The 24,350-nt window shown below is 71.6% G+C and carries 21 protein-coding genes and 1 pseudogene; 15 read left to right on the top strand and 7 right to left on the bottom strand.

The window, feature by feature from the left end:
* The first annotated feature begins 286 nt into the window (after positions 1-286).
* Complete coding sequence (gene leuE, locus ACIPXB_RS30480; protein ID WP_401455006.1) at positions 287-949, top strand: leucine efflux protein LeuE; 663 nt, start codon at positions 287-289, stop codon at positions 947-949.
* On the opposite strand, the gene ACIPXB_RS30475 is transcribed toward leuE, so the two are convergent.
* The 3 genes from ACIPXB_RS30475 to ACIPXB_RS30465 are packed head-to-tail and all read right to left on the bottom strand — an operon-like array spanning position 942 to position 4,416.
* Entirely contained in the window at positions 942-2,087 is a 1,146-nt protein-coding gene (locus ACIPXB_RS30475) for an acyltransferase family protein (RefSeq protein WP_401455005.1), read from the bottom strand. The genes leuE and ACIPXB_RS30475 overlap by 8 nt on opposite strands.
* Positions 2,084-3,442 (bottom strand): polysialyltransferase family glycosyltransferase, encoded by a 1,359-nt coding sequence (locus ACIPXB_RS30470; protein WP_401455004.1) that lies wholly within the window; start codon positions 3,440-3,442, stop codon positions 2,084-2,086. The genes ACIPXB_RS30475 and ACIPXB_RS30470 overlap by 4 nt, the downstream gene beginning before the upstream one ends.
* Positions 3,442-4,416: a glycosyltransferase family 2 protein gene (locus ACIPXB_RS30465; protein ID WP_401455003.1), complete on the bottom strand. Its 975-nt coding sequence runs from the start codon at positions 4,414-4,416 to the stop codon at positions 3,442-3,444. The genes ACIPXB_RS30470 and ACIPXB_RS30465 overlap by 1 nt, the downstream gene beginning before the upstream one ends.
* Before the next feature lie 176 nt (positions 4,417-4,592).
* Here ACIPXB_RS30465 and ACIPXB_RS30460 point away from each other — a divergent pair, with 176 nt between their 5' ends.
* The 12 genes and pseudogenes from ACIPXB_RS30460 (at position 4,593) to ACIPXB_RS30405 (ending at position 18,278) form a co-directional block, all read left to right on the top strand.
* Positions 4,593-5,894 (top strand): DUF6716 putative glycosyltransferase, encoded by a 1,302-nt coding sequence (locus ACIPXB_RS30460; RefSeq protein WP_401455001.1) that lies wholly within the window; start codon positions 4,593-4,595, stop codon positions 5,892-5,894.
* Positions 5,891-6,586 (top strand): annotated as a pseudogene (locus ACIPXB_RS30455) (cytidylyltransferase domain-containing protein); the annotation flags it as partial. The gene ACIPXB_RS30460 and the pseudogene ACIPXB_RS30455, both read left to right, overlap by 4 nt.
* 175 nt (positions 6,587-6,761) lie before the next feature.
* A complete protein-coding gene (locus tag ACIPXB_RS30450) occupies positions 6,762-7,688 on the top strand; it encodes an N-acetylneuraminate synthase family protein (RefSeq protein ID WP_401455000.1) in 927 nt (308 codons plus the stop codon).
* A 42-nt stretch (positions 7,689-7,730) separates the two neighbouring features.
* On the top strand, positions 7,731-8,840 hold the full coding sequence (locus ACIPXB_RS30445; protein ID WP_401454998.1) for a hypothetical protein: 1,110 nt from the start codon (positions 7,731-7,733) through the stop codon (positions 8,838-8,840).
* A 137-nt stretch (positions 8,841-8,977) separates the two neighbouring features.
* Complete coding sequence (locus ACIPXB_RS30440) at positions 8,978-10,273, top strand: amidohydrolase (protein ID WP_401455020.1); 1,296 nt, start codon at positions 8,978-8,980, stop codon at positions 10,271-10,273.
* A gap of 218 nt (positions 10,274-10,491) precedes the next feature.
* On the top strand, positions 10,492-11,553 hold the full coding sequence (locus ACIPXB_RS30435; RefSeq protein WP_401454997.1) for a BMP family protein: 1,062 nt from the start codon (positions 10,492-10,494) through the stop codon (positions 11,551-11,553).
* Between the two features lie 210 nt (positions 11,554-11,763).
* Positions 11,764-13,434: an ABC transporter ATP-binding protein gene (locus ACIPXB_RS30430; protein WP_401455018.1), complete on the top strand. Its 1,671-nt coding sequence runs from the start codon at positions 11,764-11,766 to the stop codon at positions 13,432-13,434.
* The gene (locus ACIPXB_RS30425; RefSeq protein ID WP_401454996.1) at positions 13,431-14,546 is read left to right on the top strand and encodes an ABC transporter permease; all 1,116 of its coding nucleotides are present in this window, start codon (positions 13,431-13,433) and stop codon (positions 14,544-14,546) included. The genes ACIPXB_RS30430 and ACIPXB_RS30425 overlap by 4 nt, the downstream gene beginning before the upstream one ends.
* Entirely contained in the window at positions 14,543-15,805 is a 1,263-nt protein-coding gene (locus ACIPXB_RS30420; protein WP_401454995.1) for an ABC transporter permease, read from the top strand. The genes ACIPXB_RS30425 and ACIPXB_RS30420 overlap by 4 nt, the downstream gene beginning before the upstream one ends.
* A complete protein-coding gene (locus ACIPXB_RS30415; RefSeq protein ID WP_401454994.1) occupies positions 15,802-16,200 on the top strand; it encodes a cytidine deaminase in 399 nt (132 codons plus the stop codon). The genes ACIPXB_RS30420 and ACIPXB_RS30415 overlap by 4 nt, the downstream gene beginning before the upstream one ends.
* A 105-nt stretch (positions 16,201-16,305) precedes the next feature.
* Positions 16,306-17,583 (top strand): thymidine phosphorylase, encoded by a 1,278-nt coding sequence (locus ACIPXB_RS30410; RefSeq protein ID WP_401454992.1) that lies wholly within the window; start codon positions 16,306-16,308, stop codon positions 17,581-17,583.
* A gap of 104 nt (positions 17,584-17,687) precedes the next feature.
* The gene (locus tag ACIPXB_RS30405) at positions 17,688-18,278 is read left to right on the top strand and encodes a Uma2 family endonuclease (RefSeq protein ID WP_401454989.1); all 591 of its coding nucleotides are present in this window, start codon (positions 17,688-17,690) and stop codon (positions 18,276-18,278) included.
* Positions 18,279-18,570: 292 nt separating this feature from the next.
* On the opposite strand, the gene ACIPXB_RS30400 is transcribed toward ACIPXB_RS30405, so the two are convergent.
* The 3 genes from ACIPXB_RS30400 to ACIPXB_RS30390 form a co-directional block, all read right to left on the bottom strand.
* A complete protein-coding gene (locus ACIPXB_RS30400) occupies positions 18,571-19,548 on the bottom strand; it encodes a sigma-70 family RNA polymerase sigma factor (protein WP_401454986.1) in 978 nt (325 codons plus the stop codon).
* 86 nt (positions 19,549-19,634) lie between these two features.
* Positions 19,635-20,282 (bottom strand): L,D-transpeptidase family protein, encoded by a 648-nt coding sequence (locus ACIPXB_RS30395; RefSeq protein ID WP_401455017.1) that lies wholly within the window; start codon positions 20,280-20,282, stop codon positions 19,635-19,637.
* A 191-nt stretch (positions 20,283-20,473) separates the two neighbouring features.
* Positions 20,474-21,496, bottom strand: a complete 1,023-nt coding sequence (locus tag ACIPXB_RS30390; RefSeq protein ID WP_401454985.1) for a ScbA/BarX family gamma-butyrolactone biosynthesis protein — start codon at positions 21,494-21,496, stop codon at positions 20,474-20,476.
* 313 nt (positions 21,497-21,809) lie between these two features.
* Here ACIPXB_RS30390 and ACIPXB_RS30385 point away from each other — a divergent pair, with 313 nt between their 5' ends.
* Positions 21,810-22,451: a ScbR family autoregulator-binding transcription factor gene (locus tag ACIPXB_RS30385; protein WP_401454981.1), complete on the top strand. Its 642-nt coding sequence runs from the start codon at positions 21,810-21,812 to the stop codon at positions 22,449-22,451.
* Between the two features lie 131 nt (positions 22,452-22,582).
* Here ACIPXB_RS30385 and ACIPXB_RS30380 read toward each other — a convergent pair whose 3' ends face one another.
* Entirely contained in the window at positions 22,583-23,293 is a 711-nt protein-coding gene (locus ACIPXB_RS30380) for a TetR family transcriptional regulator (RefSeq protein ID WP_401454980.1), read from the bottom strand.
* 155 nt (positions 23,294-23,448) lie between these two features.
* On the opposite strand from ACIPXB_RS30380, the gene ACIPXB_RS30375 reads away from it, so the two are divergent.
* Entirely contained in the window at positions 23,449-24,321 is an 873-nt protein-coding gene (locus tag ACIPXB_RS30375) for a helix-turn-helix domain-containing protein (protein ID WP_401454977.1), read from the top strand.
* Positions 24,322-24,350 lie beyond the last annotated feature (29 nt).

Raw genomic sequence — 24,350 nt, 5'->3', positions numbered from 1 at the left:
CCTCGAGCCGGCTGAGCGCGGTGGACGACATGCGCAGCCGGTAGGTGTACCGGGCGTGCCCGGCCACCTCGTCGCCCACCGCTGATGCCGTCATGACGATCAACGTATGCGACCCCACTGACAACGGAAGAGAGTGCAGGTCAGGGCAGATGTGCAGAGAACTCCGCCGCTTCGCGGCTCCGCGCCAGGGATCCATTCCTCCCCGCCCTCAAGGGCGGAGCCTCCTGGAAGAACTCCGGTGAAACCGGGGTGTTGACAGGAGTGACCTTGTGCCACACTCCTGGACATGCTGGGTGTGACCGATCTTCCGACCTACCTCGCGGGCCTGGTGCTGATCATTCTGCTGCCGGGGCCGAACTCGCTGTACGTGCTCTCCGTCGCCGCCCGGCGCGGTGTGCGCACCGGGTACCGGGCCGCCGCCGGCGTCTGGACCGGCGACACCGTGCTGATGGTGCTGGCCGCGGCCGGGGCGGCCTCGCTGCTGCAGACCAGCCCCGTGGTGTTCGGGATCGTCAAGCTGCTCGGCGCCGGGTACCTGACCTGGCTGGCCGTCGCCATGCTGCGCGGCGCCTGGGCGCTGTGGCGCTCGCGCGGTGAGCGGGACGGGGAGCCGGCCGGGGCCGGGGACGGCGTCGCCGGTGACGCGGGGGAGGCGGAGCGGCCGTACCGGCGGGCGCTGCTGATCAGCCTGTTCAACCCGAAGGCCATCCTCTTCCTGGTGTCCTTCTTCGTGCAGTTCGTCGACCCCGCCTACGCCTACCCGGCGCTGTCCTTCCTGGTCCTGGGCACCCTGCTCCAGGTCGGCAGCTTCCTCTACCTGACGCTGCTGATCTTCGGCGGGACCCGGCTGTCCGCGGCCTTCCGCAGCCGCCGGCGGCTCTCGGCCGGTGCGACCTCGGCCGCCGGGGTGCTCTTCCTCGGCTTCGCGGCCAAACTCGCCGTCAGCTGAGCGCCCGCCGCAGCACCGGTGTCAGCGGGCGTTCCACCAGGCGGTGGACCGCCCAGGCCAGCCCCAGCATCAGCGCCACCGTGACCACGAGGACGACGGCCGGCGGCAGCGCCGGCCCCAGGGCGGAGATCACCGTCCAGCCCAGGTGCTCGTGCACCAGGTAGAACGGGTACGTCAGCGCCCCCGCCGCCATCAGCCACCGGCCGCCGGCCGGGCCGAACCGGCCGAACCGGCCGAGCGGTCCCAGCGCGACCAGCGCGACCGCGAGGAACCCCGCCGTCACCACGGCCACGATCACCAGCGCGCTGCGGTACGAGAAGAACCGCGGGTCCGGCGCGTGCCACAGCCCCGCCACCGCGTAGTGCTGCCCGAGCAGCCAGCCCGCCCCGGTCACGCACCAGGCGAGCGCGTCGCGGCGGTCGCGGTGCAGGAGGTAGAGGCCGATGCCGCCGACGAAGAAGGGCGCGTACTGCGGCATCAGCGCCTCCGTCAGCAGCGCGTGGTCGGAGGCGTCGGCGAGCGCGGCGGCGAACAGCCAGCCCCCGCAGAACAGCAGGGTCCGGCGCCGGCCGCCGCCCGGCAGCACCACGCACAGCGCGAACAGCACGTAGAACCGCAGCTCGGCCCAGAGCGTCCAGCACACCCCGAGCACCCGGTCCGCGCCCAGCGGCTGCTGGAGCATGGTCAGGTTCACCAGGAGGTCCGAGGCGGACACCGTCGGGTACGCCACCAGCGTCACCAGGCCGATCGCCACCCAGTACGCGGGGTAGAGACGGGCCGCGCGCGAGGCGGCGAAGGCGCGCGTACGGCGGCCCCGGGCGCTCATGCAGATCACGAAGCCACTGATCACGAAGAAGATCTGGACGCCGAGACAGCCGTACGCGAACCAGCCCGACGCCGTCGGGAACAGCTCCCGGGGCGAGGCGCCCCAGGCCCTGGCCACCTCGCCGTCGCGCCCGCCGTAGTGGTAGCCGGCGACCATCAGCGCGGCGAGCAGCCGCAGCCCGTCGAGGGCGGCCAGCCGCGGCGGGCCGCCCGCGCGCCCGCCCGCACCGCCGGCTGGGTCCTGGCCGGGCCGTTCCCCCGCGGGGGACCGTGCCTCGTCGCGCGCCGCGGCGCTCGCGTCGAGCGAGGTCACCGCCCTCGTCCCGAGGCCGCCCGGCGCAGCCGCTTGGCCTGGCGCACGGCCCGGCGCAGCACCGGGCTGCCGCGCAGGAAGGACAGCTGGGACGGGATGCCGCCGGGCAGGGCCAGGGTGGTCAGCCGCTTGCGCTTGAAGTACCGCCAGGTGCGCGCGTCCAGCCGGGAGGCGAGGTAGCGCTCGGCCTCGGGCCGGCGGGCGGCCAGCACCTGCGGCTGCATGGTGAACCCGACGGCGGTCACCAGCCCGGCGAGTTCCTCGCGGACCCGCTCCGGGCCGGGGGCCCGCCAGCCGCGTACGGCGTCGTGGTCGGCCAGCGCGGGCAGCAGGGCGTCGACGACGGTCAGCGGGACCCGGTTGCTGTTCTGGTACGGGGCGAGCCGGGCCAGTATGACGTCGGTACCGGTGTGCGCGACCGGGAGCCCGTACAGGGTGGCCGCCGTGAGCAGGCCGGTGGAGAAGCAGCCGACCACCAGCGCCGGGCGCAGCCGCTGGTAGAGCACCTCGGCGAGGACGGGCTCGGTGACGACGGTGAAGGGGATGCCGAGCCGCTCCGCCTCCGCGGCGGCCCGGTCGCTGTAGCACGCCGGGGCGGAGGGGTGCGGCTTGAAGACGATCTCGCGGTGGCCGAGGGCGTGGGCGCCGCGGACCATCGCCACGTGCAGTTCCTCCTCCTCCCGCGCGGGCAGCAGGTCGAGGGCGGAGAGGTACTGGCCGAGCAGCAGCGCCGGGGCGTCGGCGGTGATGTCGGGGGCGTCGGCGGACAGCTCCGTGAGCACCTTCAGGAACAGCTCGCCGGGCACCAGCTCGGCCGGTACGCCGAACTCGGTCAGCAGCAGCGGCTCCAGGCCGGGTACGAGGTCCAGGTGCAGGACGCGCCGGACCCGGACGCCGATCTGGGGGTCGATCTTGAAGCGGGTGGGCCCGTAGCTCATCAGGCCGTCGGCGTAGACGTCGACGGCGGCGCCGGGGAAGAGCTGGCACAGGGCCTGCGCGGGGGAGACCTGGATCGACTCGACGATCAGCTCGATACGGTCCTCGCCCAGCCCCCACAGGGCGCGCAGCTGCCGCTCCCACAGCGGGACGTCCTCGCCGCGCGGGGCCCAGGAACTGGGGTGGAAGGGCTCGATGACGTGGTTCCAGTCCAGGACCTCGTCGAAGCGCGTGCGCAGGGCCGCGAAGCCCGGCATGTCCTCGATGCCCGGGGTGACCTCGGGAACGAGCGCGTTGTTGCTGGTGAGCAGGATCCGGCGGTCCGCGGCGGGGAAGCTGCCGGCGTCGATGCCGGCGGCGAGGGTGGCCGTGCCGTAGAGGGTGGACGCCAGGAAGATCTGGGTGGTGCGCGTGGGCATCAGAGGGCCGCCCCCGCCGAGGCGCGGCGGCGCAGCCGGCGCAGGCGCCCGGAGCGTTCGGCGTCCATCCCGTCCAGGGCCTCGGCCAGTACGTCCTGCGGCATCCGGCCGAGGGCGTCCGCGCACAGCGCTCGCAGTTTTTTGGCCACGGCCGGTTCGTACCTTTCCTGGGAGCCGATGTGGTGCGAAATAATCGCACAATATGTTCGGACGGCTTTCGGAAGAAGAAGATCGGCTTCACGGTCCGCGGCCGTTTCGGACAGGACCTGATCAAATGCGCGGATGAAATCGAGCTGCCGCTCGTCGCCGATCTGTGTCAGGGAGGTGGAAACTCCCCGACGGTAGAAGATTCCGGGCATTCCGACGGCCGCGAACGACGCCGCCTCCCGGTGCAGCCGCCAGATCCACGGCCGGTCCTCGGCCGTCCGCAAACCGTCCGTGAAGTGCAGTATTCCCGCGTCCAGCAACCGCCGGTGGTACATCCCGGCCCAGGCATACGGATAGTCCACCGAGGACGACCGGTCGGCCGGCAGGATCGCGGTGCGCGGCGCGGCGACGACTCCCTGGGGGCCGTACGGAATGCGCTGCACGGTCCGCGTGCGGCCGGTGACCTGGACGTGGTCGGTGCGCACGAAGTCGCAGCCGAGCTCCTCGATGGCGGCCAGCACCCGGGCCAGGTGGCCCGGGGCCAGCCAGTCGTCGCCGTCCAGGAAGGTCACGTACGTGCCGCGGGCCGCGTCCAGGCCGGTGTTGCGGGCGGTGGCCAGGCCCCCGTTGGTCTCCCGTCTGAGGTGCACCGCGCCGGGCAGCCGGCGCGCGGCGTGCTCCAGCAGCTCGGGCGTCCCGTCCGTCGAGCAGTCGTCGACGAGCAGGAACTCGAAGTCGTCCCGGGCGTTGAGTTCGAGGCTTTTCAGGGCATCCGGTGCGTATGTCTGCACGTTGTAGAACGGCACGACAACAGAGAGCTTGAGCACCCGCGAGAGAATAGGACGCCCCGCAGCATTCATCATGGACCGAATGAGGATTCCGGGTGAACGGCGGGCGGCGGGTCCGTTAACCAGTCCGCATTCGCAATTCGTCGACGGGTTGTTCACCCGCTGTTGATGGATCGTTGGGACGATCACCGGAATTCCGGCATAGTTTCTGGCCCGTGCCAGTACCGAAGCGGGTCGCCGTACTCGCCGATTCCGATACGCGATGGAAATGGGGCGCACTCACCGCCCGTCGCCTCGCGCCCGAACCACACCTCACCGGATTCCTGTTGCGGGGCCGTGCCACGCCCACCGCGCGCCAACTCGGTGAAGTGGGGGTGGAGGCAGACCGGCTGACCGAGGTGACCTGCGCCGAGTTCCTCGCGGAGATCCAGCGCGAGGCGTACGACGTGGTCGTCCTCGCGCTGGTCGGCGGCGCCGTCCAGGCCGTCCTGCACGGTGCCCGCGCGCTGTGGCCCGACGACGCCGCGCGGCCCGTCATCGTCACCGGATACGTGGGCGTCGTATACGAGAAGCTCGCCGACGGGCTGCTGCTGCGGCACGGCGCCGACCTCGTCCTCGCCAACTCCCGGCACGACGCGGAGCGCTTCCGCGCCGTCTACGAGGGCGTGGGCGCCGACGCCGGCGCGGTCACCGAGACCGCGCTGCCCTTCCTCGACGGCGCGCCCTACGAGAGCGCCGGCAGCCGCGCCCACACCGTGGTCTTCGCCGCCCAGCCCTCCGTGCCCGAGAACCGCGCCGACCGCACCTACCTGCTGCGCCGGGCCGCCGAACACGCCCGCCGGCACCCCGACCGCGAGGTCCTGGTCAAGCTGCGCAGCCGGCCCGGCGAGCACACCACGCACCTGGAGGAGCTGCCCTACCAGCGGCTCGCCGAGAAGCTGCCCGACGGGCTGCCGGCCAACTGCCGCCTGGTGTACGGGAACATGGGCGAGGTCCTGGACCGCACCGACCTGCTGGTGACCGTCTCCTCCACCGCCGCCCTGGAATCGATGCACCGGTCCATCCCGACCGCCGTGCTCACCGACCTCGGCATCCGCGAGGCCCTCGGCAACCACCACTTCCTCGGGTCCGGCTGCCTGGCCTCCTGGGACGAGCTCGACGCGGGCCTGCTGCCCAAGGGCGACCCCGACTGGCTGGCCGAGCAGGGCGTCGGCGCCGGACCGGAGGCCTTCACCGCCGCCCGCGACCGCGTCGCCGAACTGTGCGCGCGGGAGCAGCTGCCGCCGCTCGCCCCGTACTACACGCTGACGACCGCACCCGGGTACCTGCCCGGGATCCTGGCCCGGCACCACCTCGGGCCCGACGGCGTCCCGCTGCCCGGCGCGGTCCGCCCGGCCGCCGGGGAGTCCCGGCTGCGCGCCTACCTGCGCGGGCGGCTGCGGAACGCGGCGCGCGGCGCCTACCGGCACGGCGTGCAGCGCGTGGCCCCGCTGATCCGGCGGATGGGCGAGCTGTGAGCGCCGGCCGCGCGCCGCGCGTCCTCGCCGTGATCCCGGCCCGCGGCGGCTCCAAGGGCGTCCCCGGCAAGAACCTCGCCGAGGTCGGCGGGGTCCCCCTGGTCACCCGGGCCGTCCGGGCCTGCCTGGCCGCGCCCACCGTCACCGACGTGGTCGTCTCCACCGACTCCGAGGCCATCGCCGCCGCCGCCCGCGCGGCCGGCGCCGACGTGGTGCGCCGCCCGTCCGCCATCTCCGGGGACACGGCCACCAGCGAATCGGCCCTGCTGCACGCGCTGGACGCCTACGAGGAGCTGCACAACACCGAGGTGGCCGTCGTCCTCCTCGTGCAGTGCACCAGTCCCTTCCTGACCTCCGCCGACGTCGAGTCGGTCGCCGCCGCCGTCGCCACCGGCGCGGCCGACTCGGCCCTGACCGTGGCCCCCTTCCACGGCTTCCTGTGGCGCCTTCCCGACGAGGACGGCGGCGTGGGCGTCAACCACGACAAGGCCACCCGGCCGCGGCGCCAGGACCGTCCCCAGGACCTGCTGGAGACCGGCGCCGCGTACGCCATGGACGCCGCCGGCTTCCGCCGGGCCCGGCACCGCTTCTTCGGCCGGACCCTGCCCGTACCCACCGATCCCGCCCGCGTGCTGGAGATCGACGACCCGCACGACCTGGCGCGCGCCCGCGCGCTGGCACCCCTGCTGGACCCCCTGCCGGAACCCCCGCTCGACCCCCCGCTCGAACCCCTCGCCGCCCCTCGGTAAGACCCGGCGGGACCCCGCCGCCCCTCGGCACGACCCGGGCGGGACCCCGCAGAACCCCCGCAGAACCCCCGTAGGACCCGCAGCTCACACCCCCGTACCAAACCGAAGGACACCTGTCATGAACGCTCGCCTCCGGACCCTCGGACCGCGTACCGCCGGCCCCGGCCGGCCCGTCTACGTCGTCGGCGAGATCGGCATCAACCACAACGGCGACCTGGCCAACGCGATCGCCCTCGTCGACGCCGCCGCCGACGCCGGCTGCGACGCCGTGAAGTTCCAGAAGCGCACCCCCGAGATCTGCACCCCGCGCGACCAGTGGGACATCGAGCGCGACACCCCCTGGGGCCGCATGACGTACATCGACTACCGCCACAAGGTCGAGTTCGGCGAGGACGAGTACCGCGCCATCGACGCGCACTGCCGCGAGCGGGGCATCGACTGGTTCGCCTCCCCGTGGGACACCGAGGCCGTCGCCTTCCTGGAGAAGTTCGACGTCCCCGCCCACAAGGTGGCCTCCGCCTCCCTCACCGACGACGAGCTGCTGCGCGCCCTGCGCGCCACCGGCCGGACCGTGATCCTCTCCACCGGCATGTCCACGCCGAAGCAGATCCGGCACGCGGTGGAGGTGCTCGGCAGCGAGAACATCCTGCTCTGCCACGCCACGTCCACCTACCCGGCCAAGGCCGAGGAGCTCAACCTGCGGGTCATCAACACCCTCATGGACGAGTACCCCAACGTCCCGATCGGCTACAGCGGCCACGAGACCGGCCTGCAGACCACGCTGGCCGCCGTCGCGCTCGGCGCCACCTTCGTCGAGCGCCACATCACCCTCGACCGCGCGATGTGGGGCTCCGACCAGGCCGCCTCCGTCGAGCCCGGCGGCCTGGCCCGCCTGGTGCGCGACATCCGCACCATCGAGACCGCCCTCGGCGACGGCGTCAAGAAGGTCTACGAGTCCGAGCTCGGCCCCATGAAGAAGCTCCGCCGGGTCGTGGGCGAGGTCGCCGAGGCCGAGCAGGCCGAGGCCGCGCTCACCACCGTCTGACCCGCGGCCGGCCCCGCCCGTCCCGACCACGAGGAGTACGCGGTGAACCCTGCCACCACCTTGGCCTTCGTCGAGAGCCCGGTGCAGCTGCTGAACGTGCTGGAATGGGCCCACGCCCGCGCCCCGCGCGGACCGCTGCTCCCCGGGGTGCCCGGCCAGCCCGCCAAGGGTGCCTCCGGCGCCCCCGTGCCCGCCGACGACCTGCGGATCGTCGTACTGCCCCCCACCGACCCCATGTCGCGCGGGCAGCTGCGGCGGGTGGCGGGGCTGGCCCGGGACGAGGGGCACCGCGTGCAGTGGCAGGAGGCCCGCGGCGGCGCCCTCGCGCCCTTCAAGGCGCTCGGCGCCCTCGCGGGCGACGTACGGCGGGCGGGGCGGATCGTGGTCGGGGACCCGTTCTCCCGGTTCGTGCAGCTGCTGCTCGTCCCGGCCCGCGCCAAGGAACTGGTCGTCGTCGACGACGGCACGGCCACCATGGAGTTCGTCGCCCAGCTCGGCCGCGGCGAGCGGCTGCGCCGCTGGCACCGCACCGGCGGCGGCGCGCTGGGCCGGGCGCGCGAGCTGGCGTACGCGCCGGTCTCCGCCACCGCGCGGCGCCGGCTGCGCGGGGTGGAGCTGTTCACCTCGATGCCGGTCACCCCGCTCGACGGCATGCGGCTGCGGGTCAACGACTTCGGCTGGACCCGCTCCCGGTTCGGCCCGCCGCGCCTGACCAAGGGCACCGACCTGGTGGGGACCTCGCTGGTGGAGACCGGTGTGGTCGACCCCGACCGCTACCTGGCGGCCGTCCGGGCCCTCACCGAGGCGCACGGCGCGACCCGCTACTTCGCGCACCGCCGCGAGTCCACCGAGAAGCTGCGCGCGCTCAGTGAGGCCACCGGACTGGAGATCGTCCGGCCGGACCTGCCGCTGGAGCTGATCGCCCGGCGCGGCCCGGTGGGCCGTACGATCGTCAGCTTTCCGTCCACGGTGGTCCACACTCTGCCGTACGCGCTCTCCGGCACCGGTGTGACGGTGGCGGTCTGCGACGTCGACCCGGCCTGGCTCACCGGGAACGCCTCTCCCCGGGCGCGCACGTTCCTCGCCGGCGTCACCGACACCGCCCGTGATGTGCGCAGACTTCCCGCGACGGCGGCCCCCGCGGCCGGGTGAGCGGCGGAGTTTACCCCCGGCCGACCGCAGGCATGCGCCAGCAGGACGGTTTTTTCGCCCCGAACGGGTTGAAGTTTTTGTGATCACCCGGCAGTTGGCCCATAGGTGCGCCTACTCTTCAACAGGTGAACCAGTTGATGTCCCGCGAGTCCCAGACCGCCCTGCCCGGAAAGCCCGCCCAGCCCGAGCTGCCCGGCAAGCTCCCGGAGAACCTGCGTGCCGAACTGATCGCGTTCCGCCGGGACTTGCACATGCATCCCGAGCTCGGACACCAGGAGTTCCGCACCACGGCCGCGATCAAGGCCCGGCTCGAGAAAGCCGGCCTGCGACCACGGGTGCTGAAGTCCGGCACGGGACTGATCTGTGACGTGGGCACCTGGGAGGAACCCGGCGCGCGGGGCGGCTACGAGGGCACCGGCGCGCCGCGGGCGGCCGCCCTGCGCCCCATGCTGGCCCTGCGCGCGGACATCGACGCCCTGCCCATCCCCGACGCCAAGACCCACGTGCCCTACCGCTCCACCGTGCCCGACCGCGCCCACGCCTGCGGCCACGACGTGCACACCACCGCCGTGCTGGGCGCCGGCCTGGTGCTGGCCCAGCTGGACCGCCAGGGCCTGCTGCCCCGGCCCGTACGGCTGCTCTTCCAGCCCGCGGAGGAGGTGCTCCCCGGGGGTGCCACCGAGGCCATCGACTCGGGGGTCCTGGACGGGGTCGGGCAGATCATCGCGGTGCACTGCGACCCGCGCGTGGACGCGGGCAGGATCGGGCTGCGGCCGGGGCCCATCACCTCGGCCTGCGACCGGCTGGAGGTCACCCTGGCCGGCGCCGGAGGCCACACCGCCCGCCCGCACCTGACCACCGACCTGGTCACCGCGGCCGCCCGGGTGGCCCTGGACGTGCCGGCCCTGCTGAGCCGCCGGATGGACGCCCGCTCGGGGATGTCGGTCACCTGGGGCCGGATCGAGGCCGGGCACGCCTGCAACGTGATCCCGATGCACGCCGAGCTGTCGGGGACCGTGCGCTGCCTGGACCTGAACGCCTGGCACGAGGCCCCCGACCTGATCCTGGCGGCGATCGACGAGGTCGCCACGATGCACGGGGCCAAGTTCGAGATCAACCACGTCCGCGGGGTGCCGCCGGTGGTCAACGACCCGGTCGTCACCGAGCTGCTGCGGGAGGCCATGACGGCCCGGCGCGGGCCGGAGTCGGTCGAGGACACCGAGCAGAGCCTGGGCGGCGAGGACTTCTCCTGGTACCTGGAGCACGTGCCGGGGGCGATGGCCCGCCTCGGCGTCCGTACGCCCGGGGACACCGCGAAGCGGGACCTGCACCGCGGCGACTTCGACGTCGACGAGGCCGCGATCGCCGTCGGCGTGGAGTTCTTCACGGCCGCCGCCCTGCTCGACGGACGCCGTGCGAGGCCGGTCCGGTAAATATTCCGTACACCATCGGCGGGTCCGCCGTCCTACCTGTCCAGCCCTTGGTACACAAGGGCTGGAGAGGAGAGCTGTCACCAACCGGTCACTGTCCGGTTCGCGACGATCCGATAACGACTCATGAACGGCCCTTTAACTGACATCTACGCGCGTTACGATCGCCGCGAAACCAGCGCCGGTCAGTGGCGCTTCGGTCGGTTTTGAAGGAGCCCCCCTTGCGCCGGATCACCAGGATCACCACCGTGGGCCTCGCGTCCGCGGCCCTCGCCCTGTCCGCCACCGCGTGTGGCGGAAAGTCGTCGACCTCCTCCTCCGAGTCCGGGTCCCCCGACTCGAAGGCGAAGTCCGCCGCCATCGCCTACGACATCGGCGGCCGTGGCGACCAGTCCTTCAACGACGCCGCGTACGCGGGTCTGGCCAAGGCCGAGAAGGACCTGAAGATCAAGGGCGCCGAGGCCGAGCCCACCGAGGGCGAGAGCGAGGCCGACAAGGTCCAGCGCCTCACCGAGCTCGCGCGCAAGGGCAACAACCCGGTCATCGGTGTTGGTTTCGCGTACGCCCCGGCCATCAAGAAGGTCGCCGAGAAGTTCCCGAACACCACGTTCGGCATCATCGACGACACCTCCGTGACCGGCAAGAACGTCGCCAACATGGTGTTCAACGAGGAGCAGGGCTCCTACCTGGCCGGCGTCGCCGCCGCCAAGGCGTCCAAGACCGGCACGGTCGGCTTCATCGGCGGTGTCGAGGTTCCGCTGATCAAGAAGTTCGAGGCGGGCTTCACCCAGGGCGTCAAGGACACCAACCCCAACGCCAAGGTGCTGTCGGCCTACCTGTCGCAGCCGCCGGACTTCGGTGGCTTCGCCAAGCCCGACCTCGGCAAGGCCGCCGCCAAGGGCCAGCTGTCCAACGGCGCCGACGTGATCTACGCCGCCGCCGGTCTCGCCGGCTCCGGCGCGATCGAGGCCGCCGCCACCGAGGGCAAGTGGGCCATCGGCGTCGACTCCGACCAGTACAACCAGGCCGGTCTCTCCAAGTACAAGGAGAAGATCCTCACCTCCGTCACCAAGGACGTCGAGGACGCGGTCTACAACCTGATCAAGTCGGTCGAGGACGGCAAGCCGCAGACCGGTGAGATCCGCTACGGCCTGGACAAGGAGGGCGTCGGCCTGGCCACGTCCAACCCCGAGTACATGAAGATGACCGACCTCACCGCCGCGGTGGAGAAGGCCAAGGCCGACATCATCGCCAAGAAGATCGTCGTCAAGACCGCCCCGTAAGGGACGGCCCGACCGGCTCGAACGGTCTCGGGGGTCCGGGAAGCGGCTCTGCCGCTCCCGGGCCCCGCACCGCGTTGTGTTGGGTGGCCACTTGGCCACAAGTTTTCACTTTCGACAGTGCTACGCGCGTAGAGGCATCGTGGACGCGATACCTTCTCTCCCCGCCCTGTCCCCCGCCTTCCCGCTCCTTCGCGCCAAGGAGAGTGCGTCATCACCGCGTCCAGCCCCCCCGCCGTCGAACTGCACGGCATCACCAAGCGTTTCCCCGGCGTCGTCGCCAACAAGGACATCGACATCACCGTTCGCAAGGGCACGGTCCACGCCCTGATCGGTGAGAACGGTGCCGGCAAGTCGACCCTGATGAAGATCCTCTACGGCATGCAGAAGCCGGACGAGGGCACGATCACCATCGACGGGGAGCAGGTCTCCTTCAACAACCCGGGCGACGCCATCGCCCGCGGCATCGGCATGGTGCACCAGCACTTCATGCTCGCCGACAACCTCACCGTCCTGGAGAACGTCGTTCTCGGCGGCGAGAAGCTGTACGGCATCGGTGCCAAGGCCCGTAAGAAGATCAAGGAGATCTCGGACGCGTACGGCCTCGGCGTGCGCCCGGACGTCCTGGTCGAGGACCTCGGTGTCGCCGACCGGCAGCGCGTGGAGATCCTCAAGGTCCTCTACCGCGGCGCGAAGACCCTCATCCTCGACGAGCCGACCGCCGTGCTCGTGCCGCAGGAGGTCGACGCGCTCTTCGGCAACCTGCGCGAGCTCAAGGCCGAGGGCCTCACCGTCATCTTCATCTCGCACAAGCTGGGCGAGGTGCTGAAGGTCGCGGACGACATCACCGTCATCCGCCGCGGCACCACGGTCGGCACCGCCGACCCGAAGACGGCCACCACGAAGCAGCTCGCCGAGCTGATGGTCGGCGCCGAGCTGCCGTCGCCGGAGACCCGCGAGTCCACCGTGACGGACGTCCCGATGCTCCAGGTCCAGGGCCTGACCGTGGCCGAGTCCGGCACGATCACCGCGCCCGAGGTGTCCACCCCGAGCCCGCTGCCGGACAGCGACACCTACGTCCACGAGTCGGCCGTCCCGGTGGGCCGCCTTCTGCTCGACGACATCAGCCTCACGATCCACAAGGGCGAGATCCTCGGGATCGCGGGTGTCGAGGGCAACGGCCAGACGGAGCTGATCGAGGCCCTGATGGGCATGATCAGCCCCGACGCGGGTGTCATCAGCCTGGACGGCACCGACATCACGAAGACCACGGTGCGGGGGCGCCGCGAGGGCGGCATCGGGTACATCCCCGAGGACCGTCACCGCCACGGCCTGCTGCTGGAGTCCCCGCTCTGGGAGAACCGGATCCTCGGTCACGTCACCGAGGCGCCCAACTCCAAGCGAGGCATCCTCGACCCGAAGGCCGTCCGCAAGGACACCGAGCGGATCGTGCGCGAGTACGACGTGCGCACGCCCGGGATCGACGTCACCGCGGCCTCGCTCTCCGGCGGCAACCAGCAGAAGCTGATCGTCGGCCGCGAGATGAGCCACAACCCGAAGTTCCTGATCGCGGCGCACCCCACCCGCGGTGTGGACGTCGGCGCGCAGGCGCAGATCTGGGACGCGATCCGCGAGGCCCGCCGCGAGGGCCTGGCCGTGCTGCTGATCTCCGCCGACCTGGACGAGCTCATCGGCCTGTCCGACACCCTGCGGGTCATCTACCGCGGCCGCCTGGTCGCCGACGCCGACCCCGCGACCATCACGCCCGAGGAGCTCGGCACCGCCATGACGGGCGCCGCGCGCGGGCACCTGGAAGCCACGAACGACCACCCTGAAGGCTCTGTCGCTGCCGACGGTGACACGACGGAGGACGAGGCCCGATGAAGAAATTCGACAAGGACCGGCTGCTCCTGGGCTTCGCCGGTCCCGCGCTCGCGCTGGTCAGCGCGTTCCTGCTGACGATGATCGTGCTGGCCGTCTCGGGTGTGAACCCGGTCGAGCCGCTGCGCATCCTCGTGGAGCAGGGCGGTTACGAGGACGTACAGGTCCTGATCCTCAACCAGGCCGGCATCTACTACCTGGCAGCCCTGGCCGTCGCCATCGGCTTCCGGATGAACCTCTTCAACATCGGTGTGGACGGCCAGTACCGCCTCGCGGCGATGGTCTCCGCCGTGGTCGGCGCCTCGGTCGAGCTGCCGGGTCCGCTGCACATCCTGCTGATCGTGATCGTGGCCATGCTGGCCGGTGCCTTCTGGGCCGGTATCGCGGGCCTGCTCAAGGCCCGGCGCGGGGTGAGCGAGGTCGTCTCCACGATCATGCTCAACGCCATCGCGACCTCGCTGATCGCCTGGCTGATCCTGCCGAAGAACCTCGGCGTGCAGCTGCCCGGCTCGAACGACGTGACCACCGGTGAGATCCCCGAGTCCGGCTGGTTCCCGGCGCTCACCACCGCCGGCGGCTTCGAGATCTACGGCTTCACCTTCGTCGCCTTCGCGCTCGGCATCGTCTACTGGTTCGTCCTCAACCGCACCCGCTTCGGCTTCGACCTGCGCGCCACCGGCGCCAGCGAGTCCGCCGCGCAGGCCTCCGGTGTGGACGCCAAGAAGATGATCATGACGTCGATGCTCATCTCGGGCGCGGTCGCCGGTCTGGCCGGTATGCCGCTGCTGCTGGGCGAGTCCCACACGTACAACCTGTCGTTCCCGCTCGGCATCGGCTTCACCGGCATCACCGTCGCGCTGCTGGGCCGCAACAGCCCCGTCGGCATCTTCTTCGCCGCGCTGCTGATCGCCTTCATCGACAAGGCGTCCGCCGGTCTCGACTCGGCCGGTTACGAGAAGGAAATCGGCACGATCATGCAGGGCCTGATCGTGATCGCGGTCGTCGTCAGCTACGAGCTCGTCCGCCGCTACGGCATCCGCCGCCAGCAGCAGAAGGTCGGCGAGGAGCTGGCCGCCGGCCACGCCATCAAGACCGACAAGGAGGTCGCGGCGTGAGCACCAGCACCGTTTCCGCGACGAGCGCCGCGCCCAAGGGCGGCGGCCGCCGCAAGCTCACCCTGCCCTGGATCCTGCTGATCATCGCGGGCGGCCTCGCCCTGATCTCGCTGGTCCGGGTCATCTCCGGCGCCGAGGACCTGACCTCGGTCGGCCAGGTCTCCGGAGCGCTCCAGCTCGCCGTCCCGATCGCCATGGCGGGTCTGGGCGGCCTGTGGGCCGAGCGGGCCGGTGTGGTCAACATCGGTCTCGAAGGCATGATGATCCTGGGCACCTGGTTCGGTGCCTGGGCGGGCTACCAGTGGGGTCCGTGGACCGGTGTCCTCATGGGCCTGGTCGGCGGCGCCCTCGGCGGTCTGCTGCACGCGATCATCACCGTGACGTTCAACGTCAACCACATCGTCTCCGGTGTGGCGGTCAACATCCTGGCCATCGGCTTCACGCAGTACCTGTCGAACTTCACCTTCGACAAGGCCGAGGGCGGCTCCTCCAAGCAGTCCCCGCGCATCGAGCCGATCACCGAGATCACGATCCCGGGGTTGTCGGACTGGCTGGCCACACTCCAGGGCAAGCACTGGTTCCTGGTCTCCGACGTCGCCGGCGTGCTCGGCGGTCTGGTCACGGACCTGTCGCTGCTGACCGTCGTCGCGATCCTGCTGATCCCCGCCACCTGGTGGGTGCTGTGGCGCACGGCCTTCGGCCTGCGGCTGCGCTCCTGCGGCGAGAACCCGATCGCCGCGGAGTCGCTGGGCGTCAACGTCTACAAGTACAAGTACATCGCCGTGGTGGTCTCCGGTGCGATGGCGGGTCTGGGCGGTGCGTTCCTCGCGATCGTCTCCACCGGCATCTACCAGGAGGGCCAGACCGGCGGCCGCGGCTACATCGGTCTCGCCGCGATGATCTTCGGTAACTGGATGCCGGGCGGCATGGCGCTGGGTGCCGGCCTGTTCGGCTTCACGTACAGCCTGAAGCTGCGCGGCGGCGCCGAGAACGTGCACGCCATGCTGCTGCTCATCGCGATCCTGCTGGTGCTGGCCCTCGCCTGGCAGCTGTACAAGAAGAAGTACGTGCAGGCGGCCGTCGCCGCGTTCTTCGCCGTGGCGATGTTCGTCTGGTACGCCCTGACCGACTCGGTGCCCAGCCAGTTCGTCGAGGCCGCGCCGTACGTCACCACGCTGCTCGTCCTCGCCCTGTCCGCACAACGGCTACGGATGCCCAAGGCCGACGGCATGCCGTACCGCAAGGGCCAAGGAAAATGACCCTGGCGACCGACTTCGACTGGGAGGCCCTGCGGGAGGCCGCCCGGGACGCCATGTCCCGGGCGTACGCCCCCTACTCCGGCTTCCCGGTCGGGGTCGCCGCCCGCGTGGACGACGGCCGGGTGGTCATCGGCTGCAACGTCGAGAACGCGAGCTACGGCCTGGGCCTGTGCGCCGAGTGCGGGCTGGTCTCGCACCTCCAGGCGACCGGCGGCGGCCGGCTGACGCACTTCACGTGCGTGGACGGCAAGGGCGGGCTGCTCGTGCCGTGCGGGCGCTGCCGCCAGCTGCTCTTCGAGTTCGGCGGCCCCGAGCTGCTGGTCGACACCCCGGAGGGCGTCCTGCCGCTCGCCGCGATGCTGCCGCAGGCCTTCGGCCCGGACCACCTCCGCTAGTGCTTCCCCCGCGGCCCCCGCACCCCCGTGCGGGGGCCGCCCCCGTTTCCCCTCTCAACGCGCGTAGAGTCGCGCACGTACCGAACGTGTACGGAAGGAACTGCCATGGACGTCATTTCCGTCATCCGCACCAAGCGTGACCGCGGTGAACTGAGCCCCGAGCAGATCGACTGGGTCATCGACGCGTACACCCGCGGTGTCGTGGCCGACGAGCAGATGTCAGCGCTGGCCATGGCCATCCTGCTGAACGGGATGAACCGCACCGAGATCGCCCGCTGGACCGCCGCGATGATCGCCTCCGGCGAGCGGATGGACTTCTCGTCCCTGTCCCGCCCCACCGCCGACAAGCACTCCACCGGCGGCGTGGGCGACAAGATCACCCTGCCGCTCGCCCCGCTGGTCGCCGCGTGCGGCGCGGCCGTACCGCAGCTGTCGGGCCGGGGCCTGGGCCACACTGGCGGCACCCTGGACAAGCTGGAGTCCATCCCCGGCTGGCGCGCGCTGCTCTCCAACGAGGAGATGCTGCACGTCCTGGACACCACCGGCGCGGTCATCTGCGCGGCCGGTGACGGCCTCGCGCCCGCCGACAAGAAGCTCTACGCGCTGCGCGACGTGACCGGCACCGTCGAGGCCATCCCGCTGATCGCCTCCTCGATCATGTCGAAGAAGATCGCCGAGGGCACCGGTTCGCTGGTGCTGGACGTGAAGGTCGGCTCCGGCGCCTTCATGAAGAACATCGAGGACGCGCGCGAGCTGGCCTCGACGATGGTGGGCCTGGGCACGGACTCGGGTGTGAAGACGGTGGCGCTGCTGACCGACATGTCGACCCCGCTGGGCCTGACGGCGGGCAACGCGCTGGAGGTCCGCGAGTCGGTCGAGGTGCTGGCGGGCGGCGGCCCGGCGGACGTGGTCGACCTGACCATCGCGCTGGCCCGCGAGATGCTGGAGGCGGCGGGCGTCAAGGACGCCGACCCGGCGAAGGCCCTGGCCGACGGCTCCGCGATGGACGTGTGGCGCCGGATGATCGCGGCGCAGGGCGGCGACCCGGACGCGGCCCTTCCGGTGGCGCGCGAGCAGCACGTCGTGACCGCCCCCTCCTCGGGCGTCCTCACCCGCCTGGACGCGTACGGCGTGGGTGTGGCCGCCTGGCGCCTGGGCGCCGGCCGCGCGCGCAAGGAGGACCCGGTGCAGGCGGGCGCGGGCGTCGAGCTGCACGCCAAGCCGGGTGACACGGTCACCGCCGGCCAGCCGCTGATGACGCTGCACACGGACACCCCGGAGAAGTTCGCGTACGCGCTGGCCTCCCTGGAGGGCACGTACGACATCGCCCCGGCGGGGACCTCCTTCACGGCCACGCCGATCGTGCTGGACCGCATCGCGTGACCTCGTGATCTGAATACTCATGTTCGGGTGAACGGGACCGGTGGACCTGCGCCGGTCCCGTTCGGCATGCTGGGATCGGTGACGAACCGAATGAGGAGCACACCATGAGCGCACTCGCAGTCGAGCCTCAGCCCACGGGCGGCGACGACTGGGATCTGGCGGTCCGCCTCTGGGAGGAGACGGACGCGCCGGAGGGCTGCAAGGTGGAGATCATCGAGGGGATCGTCACCGTGTCACCACCGCCCGTCAACCACCACAACTACATCGCTGCCGCGGTGCAACGTCGCCTCTACACGGCGATCCCGGATGATTGGCAGATCTACCAAACCCTCAATGTGGCCGTCCCGAGCCGGAGCGGGCTGTACATCCCCGACCTGGTGGTGGTGCCCGACGATGTGGTTCTGGACGGAGGCAACTTCGTACCCGCTGCCACCGCCGAACTCGCCGTAGAGGTCACGTCCAGGTCGAACGCCGTCCATGACCGCGTCTCCAAGCTCAACGGCTATGCCGCGGCAGGCGTTCCGCTCTACCTCCTCATCGACCCTCATGCGACCGAAGGGCCCACGATTCATCTCTTCGGTGAGCCCGAGGACGGCAAGTACCGCATTCTGTGGGCGGGAGCGTTCGGCGAGGCCGTCCACCTGCCGAAGCCGTTCGATCTGACGATCGAGACGTTCGGCTTCCCCCGGCCATAGGCAGCCTCCGGCCCCGCCGATGAGTTCCGGCGGGGCCCCGGGTCTACCCCTCGTGGAGACCCGAACCCTGGTCCTGGAAGGACCCGAGCCCGATGCCGTCCGGTGGTGTGCGTGCGTGCGTGCGCTGTGCCGGGACGGGCCCCGTCGGCTGGTGCTCGACGCGACGGGGCTGGCGCCCACGCTCGGCGCCGTGAACGCTCTCGGCCGTGCCGCCCTCACCGCCCGCTACGCGGGCGCCCTGGTCCGGGTGCGGGCCGCGCCCCCGTTGCGCGGCCTGCTGGACCTCGTGGGGTTAGGGGAGGCGCTCGGGGAGCCCGAACAGGGGGAACCAGCGGGCGGTGTCCAGGAAGGCGTTGAGGCCGGTGATGCGGCCGTCTGAGATCTCCAGGACCTGGAGGGCCCACGGGGTGTGGCCCGGGCCGGAGGGGTCCGGGCGGTACTGGCCGAAGGCCGGCAGGCCGTTCGCCGTGGTCGCCACCAGGCGCGAGCCCTTGCAGCCGATGCCCTGGTTCAGGTGCCAGGCCGCGATGTCCGCCGGGCCCTGGAGCCACAGGTCGAACGGCGGCATCGACAGCACCGCGTCCTCGTGCAGGAGCGAGGCCAGCGCGTTGATGTCGTACGCCTCGAACGCCGCCACATAGCGCCCCAGCAGGTCCTTCTGGTCCGCGTCCAGCGGGTCGGCCGGGCTGCTCTCGCGCGGCGGGCGCGCCGCCAGCGTGGCCCGCGCCCGCTGCAGGGCGCTGTTCACCGATGCCACCGTGGTGTCCAGCAGCTGCGCGACCTCGTCCGCCTTCCAGGCCAGGACCTCGCGCAGGATCAGCACCGCGCGCTGCTTGGCCGGCAGGTGCTGGAGGGCCGCCACGAAGGCCAGCCGGACGGAGTCCTTGGCCAGCGCCAGCTCCGCCGGGTCGGCGTGCTGCGGCAGCACCCGGCCGTCCGGGACCGGCTCCAGCCAGGTGACCTCCGGGCGCTCGTTGAGCACGGCCGACGCCTGGTGCTGGGGGGCCGTCAGATCCATCGGCCGGGCCCGCTTGTTGCCCGCGGTCAGCAGGTCCAGGCAGACGTTGGTGGCGATCCGGTAGAGCCACGAGCGCAGCGAGGAGCGGCCCTCGAACTTCTCGTAGCTCCGCCAGGCGCGGATGAAGGTGTCCTGGACGGCGTCCTCCGCGTCGAAGGACGAACCGAGCATCCGGTAGCAGTAACCGGTGAGCTCGACCCGGTACCGGTCCATCGCCGCGTCCAGGTCCGGTGCGGTCGCGAGGTCATCCATGTGCTGTCGCCCCCTGGTAGATCCCTGTCCTTCGGAACCTACCGGAGGCCACTGACAACGGCAGCCCGAAAGCCCCGCCGGCCCGCCTACGTCCCGGGCTTGCGGCCGTAGACGAAGACGTCGTCGCCGTTCTTGAGCAGGTTCCAGTACGCCTTGGCGTCGGTGCTGGTCATGTTCACGCAGCCGCCGGAGCCGGGCGGGTTCCACATGCTCTTGGTGGTGGAGTGGAAGGCGATGCCCCCGTCGAAGAACTGGGAGTAGGGCATCGCGACGTCGTAGATGGTCGACCAGTGGTTGATGCTGCGGTAGTAGATCTTCCGGTGGCCGGTGCGGGTCTCCGTGCCGGCCTTGCCGGTGCGCACGGGCACCGGGCCGTACGCCAGGGTGGCGCCGTCCTGGATCCAGCTGAGCTGGCGGGTCAGGTCCACGCAGGCGACCCGGCCCACGTTGGTGGGGCAACGGCCGTCGCGGTTGGGGTTCTTGCCGGCGGCCCGCTGCGCCAGCATCGTGTTCATCGTCTGCCAGGTGAGGGGCCCCGCGTACCCGGCGGTGGGGGTGATGCCGTGCTGGGCCTGGAAGGCCCGGATGGCCTGGCAGTCGGCGGCCGACTGGCGGCCGTCGACCGGGCGGCCGAGGAACTGCTCGACCTGCCGCTGGTGCGGCCCGGTGGTCATGTTGCAGGCCGCGGCCGAGGCGGTGGTGCCGCCGGCCAGGACCAGGGGCGCGGCCAGCATCACCGCCCCTGCGACGACCGCCGTCGCGCGGCGTCTGCCGATCGTTCGTATGTGCTTCAAGCCGGCCTCCCGACTCGGGTGGTGCTGAACAACTCCGTCGCGCGGGTGGACGTGCGGCAGCCCCGGTGCGGTTCCGTTTCGGGGTGCGTATTTCTGTTCGTACGGTTGTTGTACGTGCAGGCCTGCGGGCCTCAGGAGAAGGCGTAGACCGGCTGCGCCCGGTCCTGCGCCCCGGAGAGGCGGGACAGGGCGGCGAGCGGAGCCGTGCCGACGGTCGCGGTGAACAGTTCCTGGCCGTTCTGGTGGATGACCGTGCGGACCCGGTCGGTTCCGGGTTCGCGCTCGGCGTCGATCCAGCAGGGGGCGTCGAGTTCGGCGAAGCGCGTGAAGCGGGCGTCCATGGAGGTGGCCATGGTCGGCAGCGGGCCGGCGACGATGTGGGCGGCCTGCCGGGCGGCCTCCAGGAGGAGCGCGCCGGGGACGTGGTCCACGGGGTGGTCGAAGAGCACCGGGTGGGTGGTGTCGACGCGCAGCTGCCAGCGGCGGGGGGCGCGGGTGGCGGCCAGGACGACGTTCTCGCGCAGCTTGTGGCCCACGCGGTGGGCCGGTACGGGCAGCGGGACCGGGACGGCGGCGGCCTGGGCGGCGGCCACGTCGGCGTAGCCGCCGCGCAGCCGCCGGTAGACGGCCGGGGCGTGGCTGGTGAAGCGGATCTCGGCGGTGCCCAGGTGCACCCCGTCGCGGCGGGCCGTGAACCGGGGGGTGAGGGCGGAGAGCCGGCCCCGGCGGTGGACCACGTCGCGGCAGTCGATGTCGAGGGCGATCTCGGCGGGGCGGGGCCCCGCCTCCAGCGCCTCGGCGCCCGGTGCGGTGGTGTAGCTGAAGCGCTCCCAGATGAAGTGGTGCCCGAAGGGGACGGTGTACGCGGCGTGGGAGAGGAGCGAGGAGACCTGACGAACCGTTTCCGTGAACAGCATCGGGTCGTGGACACCGTGGCGCGAGCGGTAGAAGCTGTGGGACCGGGGCCACTGCGCGGCCGCGGTGAAGGCGTCGTCGCCGGTGCGGTGCCAGCCGGTGAGGAGGACCTCGGCGAGCGCGGCCTTGTGCACGTATTCGCGGGGAACGGTGGTGGTCACGGTGGCGGGCGGGTCGGCGGGGCCGAAGGGGGTGCTAGGGGTGGTGCTGGTCTCGTGCTGAGCGTATGAGAACTCCATGTGATCCCCCTGAAATGATGACCAAACGGGCACAAATGTGGCGCTGGGCGGGACGCGGAGTACGGAACCGGAGCTGCCGTGTGACCCCCGTCCCGCATTAACGTAGAGAGTGCTCGTTTTGTTTGTCGAGTAGGGGACGATCGAAACCCGAGAGTGGCTTGATCTGGCCGCCAGAGGATGCGTTGATCGTCGTGAGGGTCCCGAGCGAGCCGATCGCATGCGAGCGAACAGATCGCATAACATAGAGGATGTTCGCTTTTTTTACGGTGGGGGGACCGTCCAGGAAGCCGTCCCCGGTGCAGTTGGAGTGATCGTGTCGCAGCCAAGGCAAGCCCGTGCCATCCGGACCCGAGAGAAGATCATCCGGGCGGCCGCCGAGGTGTTCGACGAGTCCGGGTTCGCCGGCGCGAGCATGAACAAGATCGTGCGCAGGGCCGAGACCACCATGGGTGCGATGTACTTCCACTTCGCCTCCAAGGAGGAGGTCGCCCAGACCGTGATGGCGGAGCAGGCCTCCGACATGGCCTTCCCCGCGGGGGAGGACGGGCTCCAGCGGATGCTCGACATCACCCTGGAGGTGGCCCGCCAGCTGCGCACCAACGTGCTGCTGAGGGCCGGTGTCCGGCTCGCCGTCGAGCAGGGCAGCTTCGGGATGAGCGACGCCGCGCCGTACCAGTTGTGGTCCGAGATGCTGCGGACCCAGCTGGTGGCCGCCGAGCGCCGCGGGGAGCTGCTGCCGGGCGTGGACATCGAGGAGTTCGCCGAGATCGTGGTCGGCGCCTACACCGGCACCCAGTTGCTGTCGAGCATCGCCACGGGCCATGCGGACGTCTACGAGCGCGTCGCCACCCTGTGGCGCTACATGCTGCCCGCGGTCGCCGCGCCGGAGGTCATCGCGGGCCTCGACCTGGGGGTCGCCGACTCCGCCCGCAAGGGTGCGTCGCTGGGCTCCTGACCGTACCTCCCCGGCCCGGCGCACCCTGCCGGGCGGGCGCGCGGGACGGCCGTACCGTCGTACAACTCCCTGCCTTGATCATGGAAATGACGAAACATCAGTGATTTCGATGGGTGCGGCAGGGGGTGATTTCAAGCCATCGGAGGCCCGTCACCGGGCCGCACGGGGGTCCCGGGGGCCCTGCCGGGCACGGGGGCGGACGCGGGCGGGGGAGGTCCGGCCGGGTGCGGGCCGCGGCGGCCGGCGATCCCCGACCACAGCACCTCCCATACTTCGGCCAGCCGTCCGCGCACGCTCCAGGCACCGCAGGACGGGGATGCGTACGCCCGCTGGGCGGTGACCTCCAGATCGGCGACGACGCACGCCACCAGCACACCGACGAGCTCCGGCTCCTGCGCGCGCAGCTGACCGGTGCGCTGGGCCTCCGTCAGCGCGGTGCGCACGGCCGGGATCCAGGCCTCGCGCCAGTCGTGCCGCATCCGCAGTTCGCGCGAGAGCCGGGCCGCCGCGCGGACGACCGGCTGCTCCTCCAGCAGGGCCGCCAGGGTGCCGGTGATCTCCGTGACGGCCTCGGCGGGGGAGCGGGCGGCGCCGGCCGCCCGGCCGACCGCCTCGCGCGTCAGCGCGCAGCCGCGCTCGCAGACCGCCTCCGCCAGCTCGTTCTTCGCGGGGAAGTGGAACGTCAGGGCGCCGATGGTGGCCATCGCCGCCCGGCTGATCCGGGTCAGGGAGGTGCCCGCGTAGCCGCGTTCGGCGAACTCCTCGCCCGCGGCCTGGACGAGGAGGGCGCGGGTGCGGCCCGCACGCTCCTGCTTGACCCCTGCTCGTTCGTGGTTCGCCATGTGTGGCCCTTCGCGGTGGTCGGTGTCGTTCCGGCCCCCCGGCCGTTGCGCTACTCGTTGTAGTGTCCCAGAAAAACAAAGCGAGTACTCTCTATGGTGTAGAAAAAAGAGCGAGCGTTCTCTACGCTTCCTGTGGAGTGAGGAGGAGATGCACCATGACTCGTAACGGAACAGCGCCCTCCGCCGCGGTGCGGCCCCAGCGACGCGTGGACCCCAAGCTCGCCGAACTGGGCAACTTCCTCGCAGAGCGGCGCGCCGAGGTCACCCCTCAGCAGGTCGGACTGCCCGGCGGCGCCGCCCGCCGGGTCCCCGGACTGCGCCGTGAGGAGGTCGCGATGCTCGCCGGCATCGGGGCCTCCTGGTACGCCTGGATCGAGCAGGGCCGCGCCAAGAACGTCTCCCCGGAGATCCTCGCCAGCATCGCCCAGGTCCTGCGCCTGGACGAGGCGCAGCGGCTCTACGCCATGCGGCTCGCCGGGTACGCCACCGCCGGCCGCCCGCGCGGATGCGCCGACGACGACCTGCCGCTGCTGTTACGGATCGTCGACGGCTTCCTCCCCAGCCCCGCCTACGTCCTGGACCACTACTGGGACGTCAGCGCCGCCAACGCCACCGCCACCCGGCTGCTGGGACTGTCGGGGGAACGCCCCAACTACCTGCGGACGCTCTTCCTGGACCCGGCCGCCCACGAGCGGCTGCCGCGCTGGGAGCAGGAGGCGGCCGCCGCGGTCGCCGCGTTCCGGGTGCAGAGCGGCGACCTGCTCGCCGACACCCGCCTGGCCGCGCTGGTCAGCGAACTCACCGGGCGCAGCCCCGTGTTCGCCGCGCTGTGGGCCCGCCACCGGGTCGCCGACAGCGGCGGCCGGTCCCAGCTCGTACGCCATCCCGAGCTCGGGGAGCTGGAGTTCACCCGGGTCTCGCTGTGCGTCACCGGCCGGCCCGGGGTGCAGGTGATCCTGCTCAGCCCGCAGTACGGCACCGCCGAATTGACGGAGCAGTGGGCCGCAGCGCGCGGCGCCGCTGTCTGAACGCGCCCCCGCCGGGCGCCGAGACGAGG

Source organism: Streptomyces sp. NPDC090022 (assembly GCF_044748145.1).
GTDB lineage: Bacteria > Actinomycetota > Actinomycetes > Streptomycetales > Streptomycetaceae > Streptomyces.
This window is presented reverse-complemented; position numbering and strand designations above follow the sequence as displayed.